At 67.3% G+C, this 20,589-nt stretch carries 23 protein-coding genes and 1 pseudogene; 12 read left to right on the top strand and 12 right to left on the bottom strand.

What is annotated here, in order from left to right; all coding sequences use genetic code 11:
• Window positions 1-67: 67 nt before the first annotated feature.
• The 3 genes from KR541_RS19040 (at window position 68) to KR541_RS19030 (ending at window position 3,538) form a co-directional block, all read left to right on the top strand.
• Window positions 68-595 carry an Lrp/AsnC family transcriptional regulator gene (locus KR541_RS19040; protein ID WP_050017644.1) on the top strand — a complete coding sequence of 176 codons (528 nt, stop codon included), beginning with the start codon at window positions 68-70 and terminating at the stop codon, window positions 593-595.
• Between the two features lie 210 nt (window positions 596-805).
• On the top strand, window positions 806-2,527 hold the full coding sequence (poxB, locus tag KR541_RS19035; protein WP_124631815.1) for a ubiquinone-dependent pyruvate dehydrogenase: 1,722 nt from the start codon (window positions 806-808) through the stop codon (window positions 2,525-2,527).
• Between the two features lie 423 nt (window positions 2,528-2,950).
• Window positions 2,951-3,538 (top strand): class I SAM-dependent methyltransferase, encoded by a 588-nt coding sequence (locus tag KR541_RS19030; RefSeq protein ID WP_050017647.1) that lies wholly within the window; start codon window positions 2,951-2,953, stop codon window positions 3,536-3,538.
• Between the two features lie 40 nt (window positions 3,539-3,578).
• Here KR541_RS19030 and KR541_RS19025 read toward each other — a convergent pair whose 3' ends face one another.
• From KR541_RS19025 to KR541_RS19010, 4 genes are all read right to left on the bottom strand, one after another.
• Window positions 3,579-4,718, bottom strand: a complete 1,140-nt coding sequence (locus KR541_RS19025; protein WP_124631814.1) for an acyltransferase family protein — start codon at window positions 4,716-4,718, stop codon at window positions 3,579-3,581.
• The gene (blaOXA, locus tag KR541_RS19020; protein ID WP_425542623.1) at window positions 4,715-5,542 is read right to left on the bottom strand and encodes an OXA-1043 family class D beta-lactamase; all 828 of its coding nucleotides are present in this window, start codon (window positions 5,540-5,542) and stop codon (window positions 4,715-4,717) included. The genes KR541_RS19025 and blaOXA overlap by 4 nt, the downstream gene beginning before the upstream one ends.
• Window positions 5,543-5,758: 216 nt before the next feature.
• On the bottom strand, window positions 5,759-6,112 hold the full coding sequence (locus tag KR541_RS19015; RefSeq protein ID WP_124554315.1) for a hypothetical protein: 354 nt from the start codon (window positions 6,110-6,112) through the stop codon (window positions 5,759-5,761).
• Window positions 6,109-6,834, bottom strand: coding sequence for a hypothetical protein (locus tag KR541_RS19010; RefSeq protein WP_216089730.1), 726 nt, complete (start codon window positions 6,832-6,834; stop codon window positions 6,109-6,111). Before KR541_RS19010 ends, KR541_RS19015 begins: the two co-directional genes overlap by 4 nt.
• A gap of 241 nt (window positions 6,835-7,075) precedes the next feature.
• Here KR541_RS19010 and KR541_RS37045 point away from each other — a divergent pair, with 241 nt between their 5' ends.
• Together KR541_RS37045 and KR541_RS19000 are read left to right on the top strand one after the other, a co-directional pair.
• Entirely contained in the window at window positions 7,076-7,426 is a 351-nt protein-coding gene (locus tag KR541_RS37045) for a hypothetical protein (RefSeq protein WP_050017652.1), read from the top strand.
• 128 nt (window positions 7,427-7,554) lie between these two features.
• On the top strand, window positions 7,555-8,106 hold the full coding sequence (locus tag KR541_RS19000) for a hypothetical protein (protein ID WP_050017653.1): 552 nt from the start codon (window positions 7,555-7,557) through the stop codon (window positions 8,104-8,106).
• 27 nt (window positions 8,107-8,133) lie between these two features.
• Here the strand turns inward: KR541_RS19000 and KR541_RS18995 are convergent, their stop codons facing one another.
• Window positions 8,134-9,009 carry a LysR family transcriptional regulator gene (locus KR541_RS18995; protein WP_027782171.1) on the bottom strand — a complete coding sequence of 292 codons (876 nt, stop codon included), beginning with the start codon at window positions 9,007-9,009 and terminating at the stop codon, window positions 8,134-8,136.
• Window positions 9,010-9,169: 160 nt separating this feature from the next.
• Here KR541_RS18995 and KR541_RS18990 point away from each other — a divergent pair, with 160 nt between their 5' ends.
• From KR541_RS18990 to KR541_RS18975, 4 genes and pseudogenes are all read left to right on the top strand, one after another.
• Entirely contained in the window at window positions 9,170-10,489 is a 1,320-nt protein-coding gene (locus KR541_RS18990; protein ID WP_124631812.1) for a DUF3422 family protein, read from the top strand.
• Window positions 10,490-10,523: 34 nt separating this feature from the next.
• The gene (locus KR541_RS18985) at window positions 10,524-10,727 is read left to right on the top strand and encodes a hypothetical protein (protein WP_050017655.1); all 204 of its coding nucleotides are present in this window, start codon (window positions 10,524-10,526) and stop codon (window positions 10,725-10,727) included.
• Window positions 10,728-10,964: 237 nt separating this feature from the next.
• A pseudogene (locus KR541_RS18980) lies at window positions 10,965-11,060 on the top strand (putrescine ABC transporter permease PotI); the annotation flags it as partial.
• A gap of 134 nt (window positions 11,061-11,194) precedes the next feature.
• Window positions 11,195-11,629, top strand: a complete 435-nt coding sequence (locus KR541_RS18975; RefSeq protein WP_050017693.1) for a GNAT family N-acetyltransferase — start codon at window positions 11,195-11,197, stop codon at window positions 11,627-11,629.
• Window positions 11,630-11,835: 206 nt separating this feature from the next.
• Here KR541_RS18975 and KR541_RS18970 read toward each other — a convergent pair whose 3' ends face one another.
• Together KR541_RS18970 and KR541_RS18965 are read right to left on the bottom strand one after the other, a co-directional pair.
• Window positions 11,836-13,119 (bottom strand): cystathionine gamma-synthase family protein, encoded by a 1,284-nt coding sequence (locus tag KR541_RS18970; RefSeq protein WP_089488965.1) that lies wholly within the window; start codon window positions 13,117-13,119, stop codon window positions 11,836-11,838.
• Between the two features lie 145 nt (window positions 13,120-13,264).
• Window positions 13,265-14,155, bottom strand: a complete 891-nt coding sequence (locus tag KR541_RS18965; RefSeq protein ID WP_089488966.1) for a LysR family transcriptional regulator — start codon at window positions 14,153-14,155, stop codon at window positions 13,265-13,267.
• 137 nt (window positions 14,156-14,292) lie between these two features.
• Here KR541_RS18965 and tam point away from each other — a divergent pair, with 137 nt between their 5' ends.
• Window positions 14,293-15,078: a trans-aconitate 2-methyltransferase gene (gene tam, locus KR541_RS18960; protein WP_050017658.1), complete on the top strand. Its 786-nt coding sequence runs from the start codon at window positions 14,293-14,295 to the stop codon at window positions 15,076-15,078.
• A gap of 41 nt (window positions 15,079-15,119) precedes the next feature.
• On the opposite strand, the gene KR541_RS18955 is transcribed toward tam, so the two are convergent.
• The 5 genes from KR541_RS18955 to KR541_RS18935 form a co-directional block, all read right to left on the bottom strand.
• Window positions 15,120-15,710, bottom strand: coding sequence for a GNAT family N-acetyltransferase (locus KR541_RS18955; protein ID WP_124639396.1), 591 nt, complete (start codon window positions 15,708-15,710; stop codon window positions 15,120-15,122).
• A gap of 135 nt (window positions 15,711-15,845) precedes the next feature.
• Window positions 15,846-16,730, bottom strand: a complete 885-nt coding sequence (locus KR541_RS18950) for a helix-turn-helix transcriptional regulator (RefSeq protein ID WP_124631810.1) — start codon at window positions 16,728-16,730, stop codon at window positions 15,846-15,848.
• Window positions 16,731-16,909: 179 nt separating this feature from the next.
• Window positions 16,910-18,313: an MFS transporter gene (locus tag KR541_RS18945; RefSeq protein WP_216089729.1), complete on the bottom strand. Its 1,404-nt coding sequence runs from the start codon at window positions 18,311-18,313 to the stop codon at window positions 16,910-16,912.
• Between the two features lie 213 nt (window positions 18,314-18,526).
• Complete coding sequence (locus KR541_RS18940) at window positions 18,527-18,895, bottom strand: hypothetical protein (protein ID WP_050017662.1); 369 nt, start codon at window positions 18,893-18,895, stop codon at window positions 18,527-18,529.
• 22 nt (window positions 18,896-18,917) lie between these two features.
• Window positions 18,918-19,298: a winged helix-turn-helix transcriptional regulator gene (locus KR541_RS18935; RefSeq protein WP_050017663.1), complete on the bottom strand. Its 381-nt coding sequence runs from the start codon at window positions 19,296-19,298 to the stop codon at window positions 18,918-18,920.
• A gap of 136 nt (window positions 19,299-19,434) precedes the next feature.
• Here KR541_RS18935 and gstA point away from each other — a divergent pair, with 136 nt between their 5' ends.
• Together gstA and KR541_RS18925 are read left to right on the top strand one after the other, a co-directional pair.
• Window positions 19,435-20,067, top strand: coding sequence for a glutathione transferase GstA (gene gstA / locus KR541_RS18930; protein ID WP_050017665.1), 633 nt, complete (start codon window positions 19,435-19,437; stop codon window positions 20,065-20,067).
• 60 nt (window positions 20,068-20,127) lie between these two features.
• On the top strand, window positions 20,128-20,514 hold the full coding sequence (locus tag KR541_RS18925; RefSeq protein WP_216089728.1) for a hypothetical protein: 387 nt from the start codon (window positions 20,128-20,130) through the stop codon (window positions 20,512-20,514).
• Window positions 20,515-20,589 lie beyond the last annotated feature (75 nt).

Genomic DNA, 20,589 nt, shown 5'->3' with positions numbered 1-20,589 from the left:
ATTGGGATTTCTCGTGCGGATAGTGTAAATATTCCGGTTATGGCCACTCTTCCGGAATATTTCGACCATGAGCGCAAACCCGCGGCGGCTCGACCGCATCGACATCGGCATCCTGAACCAGCTTCAGCAGAACGCGCGGATCACGAACGCGGAACTCGCGCGCGCGGTGAACCTGTCGGCCACGCCCTGCTTCAACCGCGTGCGCGCGCTGGAGAAGCTCGGGCTGTTCCGGCAGCAGGTCACGCTGCTCGACCCGGAGCCGCTCGGGCTGCGGATCAACGTGTTCATCCAGGTCAGCCTCGAGAAGCAGGTCGAGGATGCGCTGCAGCGCTTCGAGGAAGCGATCTCGCAGCGGCCCGAGGTGATGGAGTGCTACCTGATGTCGGGCGACGCCGATTACCTGCTGCGTGTCGTGATGCCCGACATGCGCACGCTCGAGCGCTTCATCATCGAGCGGCTGACGACGATTCCCGGCGTGTCGAACATCCGGTCGAGCTTCGCGCTGAAGCAGGTGCGCTACAAGACCGCGCTGCCGCTGCCGGCGGCGGGGCTGACGCTGGTCGATCCGGACGAGTCGGCGTCCGACTGGAGCTGAATGTGCGTCGGCGGGCGAAACCGCCGGCTTGCCGACGAAACGGCGACAGTCGCCCGACACCGCCGAAAGGGATCGAACGAAACGTGCGCAAGTGCGTTGCACGTTCACGACGCCTCGCGAAACGATCGCGTATGCTCGTCCGTTCCGTGGCACAGGAGGCCATCGGAGTCGGTTCATTCGTGTGACGACCCATCAACGAGCGAGGGCACCATGGCAAGACAGACGATGGCGGAATACCTGGCGAAGACGCTGGCGGCAGCGGGCGTCGAGCGCATCTGGGGCGTGACGGGCGACAGCCTGAACGGCCTGTCGTTCAGCCTGAGCCAGATCGGCTCGATCCGCTGGATGCATACGCGGCACGAGGAAAGCGCCGCGTTCGCGGCCGGCGCGGACGCCGCGTCGACCGGGCGGCTCGCGGTGTGCGCGGGCAGCTGCGGCCCCGGCAACCTGCACCTGATCAACGGCTTGTACGACTGCCACCGCAATCACCAGCCGGTGCTCGCGATCGCCGCGCACATTCCGTCGACCGAGATCGGTCTCGGCTACTTCCAGGAAACCCATCCGCAGGCGCTGTTCCGCGAATGCAGCCACTTCGCGGAGCTCGTGACCAACGCGTCGCAGTTCCCGCGCGTGCTCGCGCGGGCGATGCGCACGGCGATCGACGAGCGCGGCGTCGCGGTGATCGTGCTGCCGGGCGACATCGGGCTCGGCGACGGCCCGGAAGAGCCGCCGGCGTGGAGCGAATCGGCCCCGCCGTCGATCCTGCCGGCCGATGCCGATCTCGACCGGCTCGCGGCACTGCTCAACGCGTCCGACGCAGTCACGCTGCTGTGCGGCAGCGGCACGCAGGGCGCGCACGACGAGGTGGTCGCGCTGGCCGACACGCTCGGCGCGCCGGTCGTGCACGCGCTGCGCGGCAAGCAGTTCGTCGAATGGGACAACCCGTTCGACGTCGGGATGACGGGGCTGATCGGCTTCAGCTCGGGCTATCACGCGATGGAATCGTGCGACACGCTGCTGATGCTCGGCACGGACTTCCCGTACCGGCCGTTCTATCCGTCGAACGCGAAGGTCGTGCAGATCGACTGGAAGGGCTCGCAGCTCGGCCATCGCGCGCCGCTCGCGCTCGGGCTCGTCGGCACCGTGAAGGAAACGATCGCGGCGCTGCTGCCGCGCTTGACGCGCAAGACCCAGCGGCGCTTCCTCGAGAACGCGCTGAAGCACTACGCGGCCGCGCGCAAGGGGCTCGACGATCTCGCGGTGGCCGAGCCGCCGGGCCGCGCGATCCATCCGCAATACCTGACGAAGATCGTCGACGAAGTCGCGGCGGAAGACGCGATCTTCACGGCCGACGTCGGCACGCCGACGCTGTGGGCCGCGCGCTACCTGACGATGAACGGCAAGCGGCAACTGCACGGCTCGTTCAATCACGGGTCGATGGCGAATGCGATGCCGCAGGCGCTCGGCGCGCAGGGCGCGCATCCGGGGCGGCAGGTGGTGTCGCTGTCGGGCGACGGCGGGCTGTCGATGCTGCTCGGCGATCTGCTGACCGCACGCCAGCTCAAGCTGCCGGTCAAGATCGTCGTGTACAACAACAGCCTGCTCGGCTTCGTGTCGATGGAGCTGAAGGCGGCCGGCTATCTCGACACGAACGTCGACCTGAGCCCGACCGACTTCGCGGCGATCGCGAAGGGCGCCGGTATCTTCAGCGTGCGCGTCGAGCATTCGGAGAACGTCGAGCAAGCGTTGCGCACGGCGTTCGAGCATGACGGGCCGGCGGTGGTCGATGTTGTCACGTCGAAGTACGAACTCGCGATGCCGCCGAAGATCGAGCTCGCGCATGCGAAGGGCTTCAGTCTGTTCATGCTGCGCGCGATCCTCAGCGGGCGCGGCGACGAAATCGTCGAACTGGCGAGAACCAACTTGCGGTGAAGGTCGGTCGCGCGCCGTGTGGCGAGCATGGCGCGCGGTTCACAGCCCGGGCCGTGCCGCCGGCTCTCGCACGGCTTGGGCTGCCAACCTCCATGCGGCGGGCGGATAGTGGTTTGCGGGAGAGGGACATCGCGGGCCGAAGTCCCGACCCCATTTGTGTCGCCGGGCGCTGACAGTCGACGATTTCGCGGAGACCCGGACGGCGCTGCAGCCGATCCGGCACGAATTAGTCAGGCAAATCAGGGTCAATCTTCACGTCACCTTAAGTTTGCGTTTCCTAGAATCGATTGACCGTCGCGCGTCCTGCGGCGGGTCGATTCGCCCCAGGAGGATGCGCATGAACCTTGCCCGTATCGCCGTAGCCCTGTCCCGCGCAGTCGTCGGCCCGCCGCCGCTGACCGCGCAAGCGTTCGAGGCCCGCGTATGACGTGGCCGAACGCGTGGCGTGTCTCGGCACTGTTCGTGCGCGAGTGGGTCGGCCGGCCGGCTGCGGTGGGCGCGTTGTGCCCGAGTTCGCGCCATCTGGCGCGCGAGATGGCCGACACGGTGCCGGACGGCGACGGGCTCGTCGTCGAACTCGGGGGCGGCACCGGCGCGATCACCGCGGCGCTGCTCGAACGCGGCGTTGCGCCGCGACGCCTCGTCGTGGTCGAACGCTCGCCGGCGTTCGTGCGGCATCTGCGGCGACGCTTTCCCGGTATCTCGATCGTGTCGGGCGACGCGCGACAGCTCGAACGGTTGTTGCCGCCGGACGCCACGGTCGACGCGATCGTGTCGTGCCTGCCGCTGCGCACGCTGCCGCGCGAGGACGTGACGGCGATCGTCGGTCAATGTCATCGCGTGCTGTCGGCCGCCGGCGTGATGATTCAATTCACCTACGACCTGCGCCCGCCCGGCCGTCACCCGCTGGGCGATTCGTCATTCGTCGCGTGCGACAGCCGGATCGTCTGGGCCAACCTGCCGCCCGCGCGCATCGTGACCGTGCGTTGCGCCGCCGCATACGCAGGCTGACCGCGACGGCTTCTGCTTTGCTCGCCGCCACCCGCAGGCGCTAGACGCGCGCGCTGTCCGTCACGTGCACCGCGGGCCGCGACGCAACCCGCTTGATGAAGCGGTCGAGCGGCGTCGCATAGCCGCGTGCGATGACCGCACTCAATGCTGCCGACAGCGCCAGATAGGCGACCAGCAGCGCGAGCTTGTCGTCGCCATGCGTGGCAGACGGCGGCCAGAACGTGCGCAGCGCGCCGAGCACGATCAGATGGAACAGATACAGCTCGTAGCTGAGCCGGCCGCTCCAGCGCAGCGGCGCGAGCAGGCGGCCGTGAGCAGATGTGTGTTTCGCATGCGCGCCGATCAGCAGCACGGCCGTGCCGAGCGCCATCGCGGATACGCCGAGCACGTGGCTTTCGGCGATCGGCCACGCGAGATAGAGCGCCGTCATCGCCGTTGCCGCGAGCCATTGCACGGGCGCGGCCGCGAGTCCCTGCCAGCGCGCGCGTTCGGCGAGCAGCGCGGTGCAGCAGCCGATCGCGATGCCGTCGAAGCACGCGAAGTACGCGTACAGGAAGCCGCCTTCGTCGCCGGGATGCGTGTAGCGATACACGGGACCGGTCGCGGCAATCAGCAGCCAGAACGCGAACAGCCGCGTGTCGCGACGCAGCGCGATGCACAGCAGCGGAAACGACAGGTAGAACACCTCTTCGACCGACAGCGACCACAACACGCCGAGCGCGTAGTTGACCCATCCGTATGCGCCGATCAACACGTTCATCCAGAACGTGAGCGACGCCAGGTTCACGAGCCAGTACGACACGGCGATGCCCTGCGGCGCATGGTTCGTGAAGATCGGCACGCCGGCCGCCGCGAGGCCGTCGACGAGCGCGAGCAGCAGAAGCAGGCACGGGACGATCCGCGCAATGCGCGACACGTAGAACGCACGCACGTCGAGCGCACCGAGGCTGCCCCAGCGGCGGCGCGCATTGGACGCGATCAAGTAGCCCGAGATCGCGAAGAACATCGTCACGCCGTAGTTGCCGTTGCGCACGATCGCATGGACCGCGTCCCAGCCGAGCACGCGCGCGAGCGCGGTGTCGCGCAACGGATACGCGATGTTGAAGTGATGCAGCAGGACGAGCAGGATCGACACGCCGCGCAGCAGGTCGATGCGGGCATTGCGGGGACCGGCGCTCATTGTGGCCGGGCCGGTTCGGCGAGCGTCGGCAGCGCCGCGAGGAACGTGTCGCGCGAGCGCAGGCCCGCATTCGGCGTTTGCCGCTCGTCGTCCTGGATCAGGTTCGCGAACACCAGCGTGCGCGGCCCTTTCGTCGCCCAGCCGACGAACCAGCCGTACGCGTGCGCAGCATCGTACCTGGAGCCCGGCGAGCCGGTGCCGGTCTTGCCGTGCACGGTCCAGCCGCCCGGTTGCGCGTCGATCAGCGTGATGCGCTCGGTCATGTCGTATGCGTGTGCGCTGACGGGCAGCGTCCGCTGCGCGATCTTGCGCATGAACGCGACCTGTTCGAGCGGCGAGATCCGTAGCGACGAATTGACCCATGCGCCCATCACGCCGGGGAGTTCGCCCTGCTGGCTGGTGACGTCGGCGTTGCCGTAGCCGAATGCGCTCGTGTACTGCTGGAAGCGTCCTTGCCCGAGTGCCTGCGCGACCTGCTCCGAATACCAGAAGATCGACAGCTTCATCCAGCGCGCCGGGTCGGTCGGTTCGCGCCACGGCGCGCCGCCCCAGTCCGGGTAGCCGGCGTGGAAGTCGAGCGTGGGCGTGTGCGCGTCCTTCAGCACGCCGGCGTCGAAGCCCATCAGGCTGATGGCGACCTTGAACGTCGATGCCGGCGTCACGCGAGTCGTGCAGTCGCCGTGCTGCACGAGCATCTTGCCGGTGGTCGCGTCGGCGACGACGGTGCAGACGGGATGGGCGTGAGAGGACGCGGCGGCCAGCAGGCCGGCGAAGACGAACAGCGTGTCGCGCCAGTGTTTCAAGTGCAGCTCCTTGGAAAGCATGCGGAAGGTGTGCGGGATGGGCGGGAAGCGGGAGGAAGGCCCGTGCGCAATCGAAGCGACGGCCGGCATCGGAGATGAGGTCTATTGCAGCCGTCGGGATGGGCCACAGTGTATCGGCGGATCGCCGGCTGCTGACCTGTCATGGTTGACGGGGCACGCGTGCGGCCTTCGCCGTTACCGCGGCTGCGGTCAGGGGCTGCCCGTGGTTGCGACGCGTTACTGGTCCGGCTCCAACCCGAAGTGCAGGAGCGTTTCCCGGCGACAACGTGCTTCCGCGTCGGCTACCGAGATGACGCTCAGCGTGCTCTTCGATCGGTCGATCGGCCCCACGTCGAAGACTTTTCGTTGCGGTGGCGCAGGCGAGTGGAGAACCGGCAGGGTATCGCGCGCGACGGTAGCCGTATTTGAAGCATGCGTGTGTCCATCACGACGTTCGTGCGTGACGAGCCCGGCAATGAGTGGCTTGAACTGCGAGAAGCGAATGGGACGATTGGCGTTCGGCGCGCGACGGCGTCCGGCCGTGGGCTTCGTGATCCGGAATCCGGCGATTGAACGGTGTTTCTGAGTCATCCGTATATCCCTTTTTCGATCAAGTATCGTTGCAGCGCCAGGACGGACGCGCCATCAGGCACAACGTTGAACGTCATCACGCGATGCGATCCGGCCGCGCGCCAGAAGTCTCGCCCGGAGCGCGTCGCGTAAAGCGCACGCAGAGACCGAAGCGATCCGTCGGCCAGCCCGACCGGATAGCCCTGAAAATACTGGAACAATGCGGCCTCGTCGCCATGCGGGCCGGGAATGGGCGCATCGAAACCCAATCGTGGCCACGCGTAATACCCGCACAGCCGACGCCCACCGGGCTCGGGTGGCGCTTTACGGCCGCCTATTGCGAATGCGGTGATCCGCGCGATTTTCAACCTATCGCACGCCCTGACGATCCGCCACGGCATCGCCGCACCGAGCCCGACGACAGCGTTATCGGCGAGATCGACGGCCCCGAGTTCGGGTAGGGACGCGTCGTGGGTTTGAAGCACGGATACGCGGTTCTCCGATCGGATCAGTCCCGGATGGGTGACGGAGAATGTCAGTCGATTCGTGCTATCGAGATACGCCTGAATATCCGACCCGGCAGGTGTGCCGCACAGCGAAACCGGCAGTTCGTCCGGCACGTCGCCGTCCAGGCCGAGGCGCGCGGCGATATCCAGATCGTTGCGATCGACCGTGAGCCGATCGTCGAAGTACGGCATCTCGTATGGCAGGACGCGACTGAGATCGACACGCTGGACGATCATGGCTGCAGGCGACGAGTGGAAAGCACCCAGCATATCGCCGCGAATCCGGCGGGCCGAGTCCACCAAACGGCTGATCGGCGTCGAAGGGATTGCCCGACGGCGCAAGCGCGACGTGCGGGGCGCGATCCCTGCACATGCATGCCGTTTTTTGCACGACCGACCCGTTTTTTTGCACGGCGTTGATACGGCCTCTTCTAAGCTGGGCATGTGTCGAACAGCCGAGACGGCCTCCGTCCGCGCCATGACGTTCATTCATCCCTTTCCCACGTTCGATGTCACCGGCCGCCGGTTGCGCGCCGGCGCGCCCGCCAACGTCGTGCCGTCCCCGCCGCCGCGCCCGCGCGTGCAACTGCCCGTCACGCTGACGGCCGACTCCGTCGACGCCGCGCACGCCCGGCTTGCCGCGTTGCTGCATTCCCCGCTCGGCGTGTACGTCGTCAGCGCCCGCGCCGTGCGCAACGTGATCCACGTGCAGTTCGACATCGCGCCGGAAGACCTGGATTTCGCGCTGCACACGCTGATCGCGCAGCAAGTCGACGCGGTGATCGGGCCGGTCGCGCGTCGACTATGCGTCCGGCCCGCCGTCCGTTGAATCGGGAACGGCGATTGCTCGGCTAATCCGCCGCCGACTCGCCCGCCGCCGTGCTGTCCGCCGGCTGGCGACGGCGGACGTTTGTGCGCTGCGTCGAACGCGGCGCTACCCCTGAACAGGGAGGGCCTATGTACCTTACGGAAGAAGTGCGTATTGCGCGCCCGGCTGCCCGTCGCGCGCATACCGCGGCGTTGCCGTCGGGCAGGCAGCTTGCCCGGCAGTTGATGGTGACGGTTCGCGCGGCGGACGTGCTGCTGCGCCAGGCGATTCGCGTGCCCGATCGCCATCAGTGGTCGGTCGACGCCGAACGCGTCGATGCGGCCGGCGGGCCGCTTGCCGCGTGGGATTCCCACGTGACGTTCCGCATCGTCAAGGCATTCGCGCCGGCGTTCGATGCGGACGCGTGCGCGGCCGACCCCGATCAAGCGGCGGTCGAGATCCGATTGTTTCTTCCCGAACAGGCTTACGTCGCCGAGCGGCGCATCGGCGTCTTCGGCCGACGGCACGGCCAGCGGTTCAGCGCGACGCTGTCGGTCACGTCAGGCTCGCAGTGGGGCGGCCGGCGCAGCGAGCACGTTCCGCCGGCCGGGCGGTACGTGCACGGCGACACGCTGGAAGCGCTCGTCGATACGGTCGCCGGCATCGTCAATGCGGCGTTGCGCGCGGCCGGGCATGGGTGACCTCGTGGCGAGCGGCCGCCGACGGGCTCACGCGTCGCCGGTCTGCCCGGTCTGCCGCTGCAGGTCTTCCATCAACTGTTCGGCGAGGAAGTCGCACGGCGGCCGTTTCGACTTCGTGCTGCGCGCGAGAATCAGCTCGAGCGGCGGCAGGTCGGGCAGACCGTGCGAGCGGCCGAGCATCGACAGTTGCGCGGGGATCGCGCAGCGGGCGAGCGGCGCGACCGCGAGGCCGGCCTCGACCATGCTGAGCAGCCCGAGCAGGCTCGGGCTTTCATACGACGTCCGGTACGGCACTTTCGCGCGTTCGAGGCTGCGGATCGCGTTCTCGCGCGCGACGCTGCCCGGCATGAACACCGCGATCGGCAGCGGCCGCTCCTCCCAGACGCGCGGCCCGTTCGTCATCGCGGCCCACGCCATCGGCTCGTGGCGGATGAAGTCGCCGGTGAGCCCCTTGATGCGCGTCCCGCAGACGAGATCGACGGTGCCCTCCTTGATCAGCGGCGCGAGCGCGCTGCTCGGCAGCCCCATCACCTGGATCTCGACCTTCGGGTAGGTCGCGGAGAATTTCTTCAGCACCGACGGCAGCAGCGACGACGCATAGTCGTCCGGCACGCCGATCACGACCTTGCCGGTCACTTCCGGCCGCACCACGGCCGCCCATGCCTCGTCACGCAGCGCCAGCATTCGCCTGGCGAACCCCAGCAACACCTCGCCCTCGCGCGTCAGCACGATGCTGCGCGGCTTGCGCACGAACAGCGGCCGGCCGATCGCGTCTTCCAGGCTCTTGATCTGCATGCTCACGGCCGACTGCGAGCGGTTCACGGCCTCGGCCGCGCGGGTCATGTTGCCGGTTTCCGCGACGGCGACGACGGTGGCCAGCACGTCGTGATCGAGCATCTTCATGGGTATCAGGAAAACTGAACGTAACGATCAGCATTATGCGTTTTTATTGTTGCTGTGTGTCTGCCATAGTGCGATCACGCTGGCGTTTCGCCCGAGGGGGCGCGGCGATCGGGCCGGACGATCCGGCGGGCGGGACTGAACAGGAAAGCGTGGTGAATCGATGATGGACCATCCGTTGCGCGCCGCACTGGCCGCGGAATTGCATGCCCGGCCGTTCCTGCGGCTCGCCGAAGCCGTGTCGCTCACGCATTACGCGATCTACGCGGACGGTCAGCCCGACATCCACGAAACGCTGCTGCACGCGCTGTGCCGCGAGACCGGCATCGACGCGCCGCACGAAGGCGCGACGCACTACGCGGTGCAGTCGCCGTGCGGCTGGCACCTGAAGTGGGAGCGCCACACCGAATTCTCGACCTTCACGTTCGTCGCGCCGCGTCGCGACACCGGTTATTTCGACGATCTCGCGATCGACGGCATTCCGGCTGCGTGGTTCGCGCGGCTCGCCGGTATCCGGTTCGTCGCGGTGCGGATGGAACTGCTGTCCGGCGACGCCGCGCGGCGCGTGTGCGGCGACCTGCGCCGCTGGATCGACGGGCCCGCGCTCGTCGGCAGCAACGTGCTCGGCGGCGGCAAGGTGTTCTGCGACTGGCACGTGCGCGACGACGGCTTCATGCGTTTTCTGGTGGTCGACGACGATTTCCGCGAGGAGCAGGGCGGCCGGCTGTTGCAGCGCCTGTACGAAATCGAAACCTACCGGATGATGGCGCTGCTGGCGTTGCCCGTCGCGCGCAGGATGAGCCGCGAGCTCGACGAGATCCATGCGGCGCTGCATGCATTGATGCAGCGGATGGACGCGAGCGGCGCCGATGGCGACGACACGGCGCTGCTCGTCAAGCTCACGCATCTCGCGGTGCGGGTCGAATCGTTGTCGGGATCGGGCGCGCGCTTCAGCGCGTCGCGCGCGTATGAAAAGCTCGTGCTGGCGCGCATCCACGAGTTGCGCGAGGAGCGTATCGAAGGGATGCCGACGATCGCCGAATTCATGGAGCGGCGCTTCGCGCCGGCGATGGAAACGTGCCGCAGCGTATGGGCGCGCCATGAACAGATCGCCGCGCGGATCGCACGCGCGGTCGACCTGTTGCGCACCCGCGTGAATCTCGCGCAGGAAAAGGACGTCACGCGGCTCTTGGCCGGCATGGAGCGCACCGCGCGCAACCAGCTTCATTTGCAGCACGCGGTCGAAGGGCTGTCGGTGGCCGCTATTTCGTACTACGTGCTGTCGCTCGCGACGGCGGCGTTCAAGGCATTGCACGTAATGAACCTGCCGGTCGACCCGGAACTGGCGGAAGGGCTGCTGATCGCGCCGGTCGTGTTCGCGGTGATCCACATCACGCGGCGCACGCGTGCGCAGCTTGCGCGGTCCGAGGCGGCGCATGACGGCGCGCCGGTGCCTGCGGCGGCGTTGAAGCAGGCTGGCTAGAACATCAACGACATATCAAGGCAAAGGAGTGGAGATGACTTTTTCGCGGAATCAAGCGGGGTTTTACAGCGGTTTCGATGCCGTGTTCGACGAGCCGGTGCCGAACGATGCCGGTGTGCCGGAAGCGGCGCGCGTGACGTCGTATCAGGCCGTGCTGCAGGAACCGATGACGTCGCTCGTCGGGAATACGCTCGATCGGCCGGAGGTCGCGGCGGTGGCGATTCTCGGGTACAACTGACGCGCGTTTCGTTCGCATCGTTTCGACATAACGCCGGCGTGTCATTCGAGCGAAACGCCGGACGTCCGAGCGGAACGGCCTTGTCTTCCGTTCCGTGTGACTGCATTCAGCCGGACGCCTTTTGCGCGTCGCACGAGCGCTGCCTTCCCTCTTCGATCTTTCCGCCCCTGTGCGAGCGCCAGTTCGACGAACGCACGCGCGGTCGCACTCCGATACGCGCCCTTGCGCTGCAACAGCACGGCCGTGACGATCGGCGTGATCGTCGTGAGCCGGATGATGATTGCGCACGAGCGGTGCCGGATGGCCGACTTGAAGGCGGCGTTCGCAGCGGCGCGAGCGCATGACGCTCCCGCGATATCGAGCGACCATCACGCGTCGCCACGGAGCATGACGACGCGCTATAGTCGTGCGACGCCGGTCGCAGATGCCCCACGCCCGGTGGTCCTTTCATGCACGTGTTCGCCTCGATGACAGCCCATCCCGACGTTACCCTTCAATTGACCGACACCGAGCAACCGGCCGCCCGAGACTTCATCAGCCGCAAGCTCGGCGAATTCAACCACGCGATGACGGGGCGCGCCGATACGGCGGCGCTCGACGTTTACGTGACCGACCCCGCGACCGGCGACGTATTGGGCGGTCTCACCGGCCGCACGTCGCTCGGCCTGTTCTTTATCGATCTGTTCTATCTGCCCGAATCGCTGCGCGGCGGCGGCTTCGGCAGCCGATTGCTGCGCGAGGCCGAAGTGGAAGCGAAGCGGCGCGGTTGCGCGCGTGCGGTGCTGTACACGATCTCGTTCCAGGCGCCCGATTTCTATCGAAAGCACGGTTACGAGACGTTCGGCGAAGTGCCGTGCGAGCCGGAAGGCGCGGCGCGCGTGTTCATGGTCAAATTGCTTTGAAGCGGTTCGCGTTGCGCGGCAAGCACGCTCGCGCAGCGCGAAAGTCGGCATCCGGGCGTCGGCATCGGGCGTCGGCATCGGGCGTCGGCATCGGGCGTCGGCATCGGGCGTCGGCATCGGGCGCGGGGCGGGCATCGCTGAATGCCCGCCCCGCGCCGGCGGGGACCGGCCTCGTACGAACCCGCACGGGGCGCATGCCACGCGTATCAGCAATGCTCCAGCGCGTACGACAGGTCGGCGATCAGGTCGTCCGGATGTTCGAGCCCGACCGACACGCGAATCAACCCTTCCGACACGCCCGCCGCTGCGCGCGCCTCGGCCGGCACGCCCGAATGCGTCGTCGACGCCGGATGGCAGATCAGCGACTCCGTGCCGCCGAGACTGACCGCGGACTTGAAGAGCGTCAGGTGGTTGATGAACCTGAATGCCTGCTCGCGGCCGCCGTCGAGGATGAACGCGAACGTCGAGCCGGGCCCGCTGCACTGACGCTGGTAGACGGCCTGGTAGGCCGGATCGTCGATGAGCTCGGGGTGCAGCACGCGCACCGGCCGATGCGGATTGTCGGCGAGCCAGCGCGCGACGGCGCTGCCGCTGCGCGCGGCCTGCTGCATGCGCAGCACGAGCGTTTCCATCGAGCGCGTGATCATCCACGACGAATGCGGGTCGAGCTGCGAGCCGAGCGTGCTGCGGAACGCGCGGATCTTCGTGATCAGGGCACGGGTGCCGGTGACGCCGCCGGCGACGAGGTCGCTATGCCCGCCGATGTATTTCGTCAGCGAGTACACGCTCAGGTCGATGCCCTGGCGCGACGGCTTCTGGTACAGCGGCCCGAGCAGCGTGTTGTCGCAGACCGACAGCGGGCGATAGCCGTGGCGTGCCTCGAACGCATCGATCTCGCTGCGCAGCCCTTCGAGGTCGAACAGCGCGTTGGTCGGGTTGGCAGGCGTCTCGATGTAGCACATCCGCACGTGCCCCTTCTGCACGGCGGCTTCGAGCGCGGCGCCGATCGCCCGGGTGGACAGCCCGTCGGCGATCACCTCGGAGCGAATGCCCCACTCGGGCAGGAACTTCGAGATCAGCGTTTCGGTGCCGCCGTATAGCGGCACGGACTGGACGACGCAGTCGCCCGGCCGCAGGAAGGTCAGCAGGATCGCGGCGATCGCGGACATGCCGCTCGACGTCACGACGGCGGCTTCGGAATCGTCGAGCAGCGCGAGGCGATCCTCGACGATCTCGAGGTTCGGGTGATTGAACCGGCTGTAGACGAGGCCCGCGCTTTCACCTTCGGGCAAAGGCTTGCGCCCGGCCACGACGTCGAAGAATTCGGCGCCGTCCTCTGCGGTGCGGAACGCGAACGTCGACGTGAGGAACACGGGCGGCTTCACCGACCCTTCCGACAGGAAAGGATCGTAGCCGTACGACATCATCTGGGTTTCGGGATGGAGTTCCCGGTCTGCAATCTTGCGCTTGTGGTAGTTGCGATAGGCCATGCAGTGCTCCGTGCGGGGTGGTGAGGAACGGCCGTTGCAGCGGTGGCATGACGCGTGCGGCGCCGGGTAGGCACCGTTTGTCGCGACCGCGTGTGGCGATACTACCCCGAAGGCGCTGCTTCGTGACGCACCCCTGACACTATCGTCAGGGTGCGGCCCGCCCGACGATCATGTCGTAGAGCGCACGCGCCGCGGGCGACAGTTGCGCATTCCTGCGCGTGACAAGCACGAGCGTGCGCGACACCGACGGCTCGACGAGCTCGATCGTGCGGATCATCGGATACGCGTTCTTCTGGATCGCAAGCTTCGGCACGACGGCCGCGCCGAGCCCTTCCGCGACGAGCCCGAGCGCCGTCGAACTGCGCTGCACCTCGTAGAACGAATGCAGCGACACGCCGCTCGTCTTCAGCGCGCCCTCGAGCAGCCCGCGATTGCCGCTCACTTCGCCGGCGAAGATCAGCGGATGCGGCTGCAGCGCCGCCCAGCGGATGCGCCGCCGCTTCGCGAGCGGGTGATCGTCGCGGCACACAAGTACGTAAGGATCGTGCGTGAGCGGCACGCTGACGAGTTCCGGGTGCTGGTCGCCGGCGATGCTGATGCCGAATTCCGCCTCGCGCCGCAGCACGGCCTGCAGCACCGACGCCGACGCGTGATCGAGAATCTTCACGCGATCGTGCGGCCGGCGCCCGGAGAACGCGCGCAGGATACGCGGCAGGTACTGCACGCCGACCGTTGGCACGCACGCGATCGTGACGTCGCCGCGCTGGCTCAGGCCCGTCTCGCGGATTTCGGTCAGCGCGTCCGACAGTTCGTTCAGCAGCCGGCGCGCCTGCGGCAGGAAACGTCGGCCGATCTCGGTCAGCGTGGTGCGGCGCGTCGTGCGTTCGACCAGCGCGACGCCGAGATACGCTTCGAGCTTGCGCAGCCGCTGCGTGATCGCCGTTTGCGTGACGTGCAGCGTATCGGCTGCCTGCCGGAAGCTGCCGCCGTCGGCGATCGCGACGAAAGCCTGGACACCGAGCGTATCGATCTTCATCAGAATTTTGAATCAATCACGATATTAAATTCATTTTACTGAAGGTCGCCGGCCGTCGCAGAATGCGCTGCATCGACGGCCCGTTGCATCTCGTGCGCGGATGCGCCGCCGCTCCCCTGTCGACAAGGAGATTCATCGTGACGCCCCCCCTCGATCAATATGCGAACCAGTACGTGCAGTTCGAGGACGAACGCACGCGGCCGGTGCGCGACCTGCTGGCTGCCGTGCCGAACACGCCGATCCACACCGCGATCGATATCGGTTGCGGGCCCGGCAATTCGACGGAAGCGCTGATCGCGCGCGCACCGGACGCGACGATCCATGGGATCGACGCGTCGGCGGACATGATCGCGGCCGCGCGCAAGCGCCTGCCGGCGCTGCGTTTCGACCTTGCCGATGTCGCCGCCTGGGACGATCCGGGCGGCTATGACCTGATCCTGTCGAATGCGGTGCTGCAATGGGTACCTGCGCACGACACGCTGTTCCCGATGCTCGTCGGCCGGCTCGCGCCGGGCGGCCATCTCGCGGTGCAGATGCCCGACAATCTCGACGAACCCGCGCACCGGCTGCTGCGCGAAGTCGCCGCGGCCGGGCCGTGGGCCGACAAGCTGAAAGGCGCGGCGCGCACCGAGCGGTTCGATGCGCGCTATTACCATGCGCTACTCGCGCCGCTGTGTTCGCGTGTGGACGTGTGGCGCACGATCTATTACCACCCGCTGCGCGGCGGCGCGGAGGCGGTCGTCGAATGGTTCAAGGGCAGCGCGCTGCGGCCGTTTCTCGCGGCGCTCGACGCGTCGGAACAGCGCGCGTTCGTCGCACGCTATCGCGACGCGCTCGCCGGGCCGAACGGTTATCCGGTACAGGACGACGGCACGGTGCTGCTGCCGTTTCCGCGCCTGTTCATCGTGGCGACGCGCAAGTAACGCGGCAATGCCCCAGCATTGACGCGACGGATCGCGGTGCGTCAGCGCACCGGCTGCACCGATGCCGGGTCGACCGTGCGGCTTCGCGCGATCTGCCCGTCGCGCAGGTCCTTGTACCAGAACAGTGCGACTTCCCCGGCATGCTCGCCACCGGCGTACAGGAAGCGATCGTGGCCGCCGAGCGCGAAGCCCGCGCGCGCATACGTCGAGCACGCGGCGACGTTGTTCGCCTGCGTTTCGAGCCGCATGAAGCCGAACCCGTAGCTGCGCGCCCACGCTTGCGCGGCCGCGAGCAGGAGCTGCCCGATGCCCTGGCGCCGGCAGTGGCGGTCGACGGCCAGTTCCGCGATCTCGGCCATGCCGTTCCAGCTTTCCTCGATCGCGACGAACCCGGCGAGCCGTTCGCCGGCCGTCGCGCGAAAGAGCGCCGTTCGGCCCGACGCTTCGCTCGCCCAGCCGGCCGGATCGAAGCCGTAGTCCTTGCGCCGCGGCGGCAGCGCGCGAAGATCGAGCAGGTCCTGAAACGGCGCGTTCAGTTCCCACGCGATGTCGAACGAGAAATCGCATTCGTCCAGTTCGTCGGCGGCAAGCGCGATCGCCGGTTCGATGCTGATGTGTTCGGCTTGATCCATAGGTCGGTGTCCTGTCTTCGCCGGGATGGCGTGATGGTATCCGTGATGCAATCGTCGGTGCGATGAATACGCGCCGCATCGCGTCCTTGTCGTTGCTTCGTTCATTGCGCCGGGACGCCGACGCAGCGGCTCGGGTCAGCCCGGGATGGCCGGCGGTGCGCCGCCGTCGTGCGATCCGGCGGCGGGAAGCACGGCGGTGGCCGAACCCCACGCGGCGAGTTCGCGCTTCGTGCGTACGCCGAGCTTCGCGAATGCGCGCTTCACGTACGACTCGGCCGACGCGACGCGCACGCCGAGAATGTCGGCGGTTTCCGGCACGGTCTTGCCGGAGAGCAGATGCTTGCAGGTTTCGTATTCGCGTTTCGACAGCTTCACGCCGTCGGCCGCGAGCCGCGCATCGAATTGCGCGAGCGGATGGACGTCGGGCGTCGCGTGCGCGATGCGCCGCGCGGCGGTGGTCGACGCATGCAGTTCGAGCAGCGGAAACAGCATGTCGCTGATGCTGCGAAAGCGGTTCATCTCGGCGAGCGTGAACGGCGGCCGGTCGCGACCGCGCTCCAGCGCGATCGAATGCTGCGAATAGCGGGTGCCGCGTGCGAGCACGCATTCATGCCCGATATGCACGTCGTCGAACAGCCGCTGGCGGAATTCGCCGGGCGGGATCGCCGCGATGTCGCGCACGACGAGCATCGTGCCGGTCTTGCCGCGCAGCCCCGCGAACAGCGGGTCGCTGTCGAGAAAGCGCTCGTAGTAGAGCGTCATCACGTCGGAGATTTCGGTGGACGCGGCGCCGATGCCGCTGCTGCCGATCCATTCGCAACGGTAGCCGGTGGGCATCGTGCCGTCGACGCGCGAGCGTTCGACGTGCGCGACGTCGAGCGGCACGATGTCGTTCAGCAGTTGCGTGAGGCGCGGCACGAAGTGCGGCGTGCCGACCGTCTCGATCAGCTCGCCCAATGCCTTGAACGACACGTTGAGGCGATCGTCGTCGCGATGGATGGAGTTCACGTTGAGCAGCATGCGGTTCCGAAGGGCCTGTTCCGCCCGTGACGCGCGTTCCATTGATACGAAAAAAGAAGGTGTTGGGCGACCATGGGAAGGGCCATCCGTTCGCTCCGTAGAACGTCGCGTGTCACCCCGAAGCGGGTATACCGGGGAAGTGTAAACGAGTCACTGGCCTTCGCCGTTTCCGCGTGCGACTACGCGTCGATACGCTCCACCTTGCCGACGAGCAGCCCGTACGACAGACTGCCCGCGAGCGCCATCGCGGCGATGTACGTGATCGCGCGCGAGAAGTCCGTGCCGTCGACCAGCAGCCCGATCACGATCGGCGTCGCGATCGCGGACAGGTTGCCGATCAGGTTGAACACGCCGCCCGTGAGGCCGATGAGCCGCGCGGGCGCGAGCCCCGACACGAGCGACCACGTGATCGACGCGAAGCCGTTGCCGAAGAACGCGATCGTCATGAACGCGATCACCCAGCCGGTGGAGCTCACGTAGTTCGCGCCGACGATGCAGGTCGAGATCAGCAGCCCCGAGATGATCGGCAGCTTGCGCGCGAAGCCTTGCGAGGCGCCGCGCCGCATCAGCCGGTCCGACAGCACGCCCGAGCTGAGTACGCCGACGAACGCGGCGAGGAACGGCAGCGACGCGAGGAAGCCCGACTTGATGAAGTCCATCCCGCGATACTTGACGAGGTAGGTCGGGAACCACGTGAGGAAGAACCACAGCGTCGAGTTCAGCGCGAACTGGCCGAGGTAGATGCCCCACAGCTTGCGCCGGCCGAGCACGACGCCGAGGTCGCGCCACGTCGACGGTGCGCGTTCGGTGCGCGCCGCGATGCGGTCCTCGAGATCGACGAGGCCGCCGCCGTCGCGGATCAGCGCGATTTCGGCCGCATTGACGCCGCGCAACGCGCGCGGCTCGCGATACACCGCATACCAGATCGCGGCCCATGCGATCCCGGCGAGGCCGGTCGCGACGAACACCATCTGCCAGCCGAGATGCGCCTGCAGCCACGCGAGCACCGGCGTGAGGAACGCGAGGCCGACGAACTGGCCCGACGTATAGCCGCCGATCGCGCTCGCGCGTTCGCGGGTCGGAAACCACGTCGTCACCACGCGGTTGTTGATCGGGTAGGCCGGCGCTTCCAGCGCGCCGACCGCGAGACGCAGCACGATCAGCCCGACGAACGAACCGGCGAAACCGAGCAGCAGCGTCGCGGCCGACCACAGCGCGAGCGCCCCCGCATACAGCACGCGCGGCGACACCTTGTCGACGAGCCAGCCGCCCGGAATCTGCATCAGCGCATAGGTCCAGCCGAACGCGGAGAACACGAGGCCCGCGCGGACCGGATCGATGTGCAGTTCCTTGAACAGCTCGGGCGCCGCGATCGACAGATTGCTGCGGTCGAGATAGTTGATCACGACCGTGACGAACAGCAGCGCGAGGATCAGCAGCCGTTTGCGGCTCGGCGGCGTGGCCGGGGCTGTGGCCGCGGCTGCAGTCGCGCGGGCGGCGGATAGGGATTCGGACGAGGCGCCGACATGCGCGGATGGCCGCTCCGGCGGGTGGGCATGGGTGCGTGACGTGGATTGGGCCACGGTCGTCTCCTGTGTTCTATGCGCCGGCCGGCGCTCGCGAACGAGGCAGCCGGATCGAATGGCGTTGGGGCGAACGTTAGAGCCGTGGCGCGGCGTGCGTCAACATCTGGACAGGCATCCCTATTAATGGGAAGTTGGGCGTTCAGTATGTGGGAATGAGTGCAGGCGGGCCGGGGGTAGCGTCGTGGCGAAGGACAACGAGCGGACGGTCGGTCAGCCGTGCGTGCTGTCGTCACGATAGCCGTTCTTGCCGACGAAGATCTCCTTCAGCGCGGCGCGCAGCGTGACCGGATCGTATAGACCGGGCGCGAGATGGATCACGTAACGCGTCTGGCCGTCGAGACGCGCGGCGACGCCGGGCTCGATCTCGACGTCGATCGTATCGTCGGTCAGCCGCACCGACAGATCCTTGACGCGTACGTTGAGCTGGTCGCGCACCATCACTTCGATCAGCGTGTCGTCCGGAAAGCGCGACAGCGCGAAGCAATAGTCCTGTTCCGCATCGTGACAGTAGATGTTGGCGAAGCTTTCGTCGTCGTCGAGGTCGGACGTGGCCGCGCCGACGGTAGCGTGAAGTTCCATGAACGTGGTTCCTGCTGAAGGGTTATTTGTGAGCGTGCATCGTCGTTTCGGGTGCAGCCGCGGTGTCGGGTATCGCATCGGCCAGCACATCGCGCGCCTTCAGCCACAGCCCGAATTCGCGCATCACGTCGACCACCGGCCGCAGCCGGTCGCCGTCGGCGGTGAGATCGTACTCGACGCGCACCGGCACTTCCGGATAGACGGTGCGTCGCACGAGCCCCGCGTCTTCCAGCGCGCGCAGGTCGAGCGTCAGCATGCGCTGCGAGATGCCCGGCATGTCGCGCCGCAGGTCGCTGAAGCGGCGCGGCCCGTCGAGCAGATACGACACCAGCAGCAGCCGCCAGCGGCCGCCGAGCAGGCGCATCGCTTCTTCAACGGAACATCCTGTCGCACTCGTTTTCATCGAGCTGGTTCCTGGTCGGTAAATTTTTTGTGACTACGGCACAAACGACTGCCGTCTTCTCAGCGCTGCGCCGATGCGAGATATTAGCGCCCGCGTCGCGGCGAATCGATACCTGGACAACCCACGAAGGACACGCATGAAGCTCTATCACGCTCCCGGCAGCTGTTCGCAGGCGATCTGCATCGTACTGCGCGAAGGCGGATTCGACGCGGAGATCGTCAAGGTCGACGCGCGCAAGCATGTCGTCGATGGCGGCCGCGATTACTACGACGTGACCGAACTCGGCTACGTGCCGCTGCTCGAACTCGACGACGGCACGATGCTGCGCGAAGGGCCGGTGATCGCCCAGTATCTCGCGGACCAGCGCCCGGAAGCCGCGCTTGCGCCCGCTTACGGCACACTCGCGCGCTACCGGCTGATGGAATGGCTGAACTTTCTCGGCACCGAGATCCACAAGGGCTTCATCCCGCTGTTGTATGCGGTGCAGGCGGGGAAGTACGTCGAGCCCGTGCGGCAGAAGCTCGATGGCCGCTTCGCGTGGATCGACCGCCAGCTCGACGGCAGGACGTTCGTCACCGGCGACACGTTCACCGTCGCCGATGCGTACCTGTTCGCGCTGACCGGCTGGGGCAAGGCCGACTGGATGCGTTCGGTGTACAACGCGGAAATCGACCTGAGCCGGCATGCGCATCTGCGTGCGTGGTACGAGCGGGTGCGCGCGCGGCCGGCGGTGCAGGCCGTGCTGGCGGCGGACAACCTGCTGCGATGACGCGCGACGGCCGTCGCGACGCAGCGCCATGCCGCAACAGCCCGCGCTATAATCGCCGCCATGAAACTGTTTCGGACCTTCATCCTGCTGCTGCTGTGCGCGGTGCTGCCCATCACTGGGCTGGCAGCCAGCGGCCTGACCGGCGAATGTCCGATGCAGCAGACGATGTCGATGGAGGCGGACACCGGCATGAAGATGGCCATGTCCGCCGACATGCGCGGCTGCGATTCGATGCAGCCGTCATCCGCCGATCACGCGAAGGCCAAAGCCAAGGGCACGGCCTGCAAGGTGACGGCCCAATGCCAGTTCGGCAGTCTCTACCACCCGGCAGCCCGCGCCGACGTCAGCCGTCCCGCCGCATTCGCCAGCACGATCGTCTTCCACTACACGCAGTCCGTCCCGGCGCGCGACCCGAGCGGGTTGTGGCGCCCCCCACGCTTCAGCTGATCCCGATTTGACCGGTTCGCCGCGCACGCGGTGAGGTTCGTCCTGTGCGCAGGACGGGGAATCCCTTTGGGTTCC

Source organism: Burkholderia sola, assembly GCF_905400185.1.
Classification (GTDB): domain Bacteria; phylum Pseudomonadota; class Gammaproteobacteria; order Burkholderiales; family Burkholderiaceae; genus Burkholderia; species Burkholderia sola.
The sequence above is the reverse complement of the archived record's forward strand: the minus strand, read 5'-3'. Positions and strand labels throughout refer to the sequence as shown.

Bases quoted from the DNA above. Each gene is read 5' to 3' on its own strand.
- KR541_RS19000 (WP_050017653.1), top strand. From the start codon at position 7,555: ATGTACCTTACGGAAGAAGTGCGTATTGCGCGCCCGGCTGCCCGTCGC.
- KR541_RS19030 (WP_050017647.1), top strand. From the start codon at position 2,951: ATGACGTGGCCGAACGCGTGGCGTGTCTCGGCACTGTTCGTGCGCGAG.
- KR541_RS19025 (WP_124631814.1), bottom strand. From the start codon at position 4,718: ATGAGCGCCGGTCCCCGCAATGCCCGCATCGACCTGCTGCGCGGCGTG.
- blaOXA (WP_425542623.1), bottom strand. From the start codon at position 5,542: ATGCTTTCCAAGGAGCTGCACTTGAAACACTGGCGCGACACGCTGTTC.
- gstA (WP_050017665.1), top strand. From the start codon at position 19,435: ATGAAGCTCTATCACGCTCCCGGCAGCTGTTCGCAGGCGATCTGCATC.
- KR541_RS18990 (WP_124631812.1), top strand. From the start codon at position 9,170: ATGATGGACCATCCGTTGCGCGCCGCACTGGCCGCGGAATTGCATGCC.
- poxB (WP_124631815.1), top strand. From the start codon at position 806: ATGGCAAGACAGACGATGGCGGAATACCTGGCGAAGACGCTGGCGGCA.
- KR541_RS18955 (WP_124639396.1), bottom strand. From the start codon at position 15,710: ATGGATCAAGCCGAACACATCAGCATCGAACCGGCGATCGCGCTTGCC.
- KR541_RS18985 (WP_050017655.1), top strand. From the start codon at position 10,524: ATGACTTTTTCGCGGAATCAAGCGGGGTTTTACAGCGGTTTCGATGCC.
- KR541_RS18970 (WP_089488965.1), bottom strand. From the start codon at position 13,119: ATGGCCTATCGCAACTACCACAAGCGCAAGATTGCAGACCGGGAACTC.
- KR541_RS19015 (WP_124554315.1), bottom strand. From the start codon at position 6,112: ATGACTCAGAAACACCGTTCAATCGCCGGATTCCGGATCACGAAGCCC.
- KR541_RS18995 (WP_027782171.1), bottom strand. From the start codon at position 9,009: ATGAAGATGCTCGATCACGACGTGCTGGCCACCGTCGTCGCCGTCGCG.
- KR541_RS18975 (WP_050017693.1), top strand. From the start codon at position 11,195: ATGACAGCCCATCCCGACGTTACCCTTCAATTGACCGACACCGAGCAA.
- KR541_RS18965 (WP_089488966.1), bottom strand. From the start codon at position 14,155: ATGAAGATCGATACGCTCGGTGTCCAGGCTTTCGTCGCGATCGCCGAC.
- KR541_RS18935 (WP_050017663.1), bottom strand. From the start codon at position 19,298: ATGAAAACGAGTGCGACAGGATGTTCCGTTGAAGAAGCGATGCGCCTG.
- KR541_RS37045 (WP_050017652.1), top strand. From the start codon at position 7,076: ATGACGTTCATTCATCCCTTTCCCACGTTCGATGTCACCGGCCGCCGG.
- KR541_RS19010 (WP_216089730.1), bottom strand. From the start codon at position 6,834: ATGATCGTCCAGCGTGTCGATCTCAGTCGCGTCCTGCCATACGAGATG.
- KR541_RS19040 (WP_050017644.1), top strand. From the start codon at position 68: ATGAGCGCAAACCCGCGGCGGCTCGACCGCATCGACATCGGCATCCTG.
- KR541_RS18950 (WP_124631810.1), bottom strand. From the start codon at position 16,730: ATGCTGCTCAACGTGAACTCCATCCATCGCGACGACGATCGCCTCAAC.
- KR541_RS18925 (WP_216089728.1), top strand. From the start codon at position 20,128: ATGAAACTGTTTCGGACCTTCATCCTGCTGCTGCTGTGCGCGGTGCTG.
- KR541_RS18940 (WP_050017662.1), bottom strand. From the start codon at position 18,895: ATGGAACTTCACGCTACCGTCGGCGCGGCCACGTCCGACCTCGACGAC.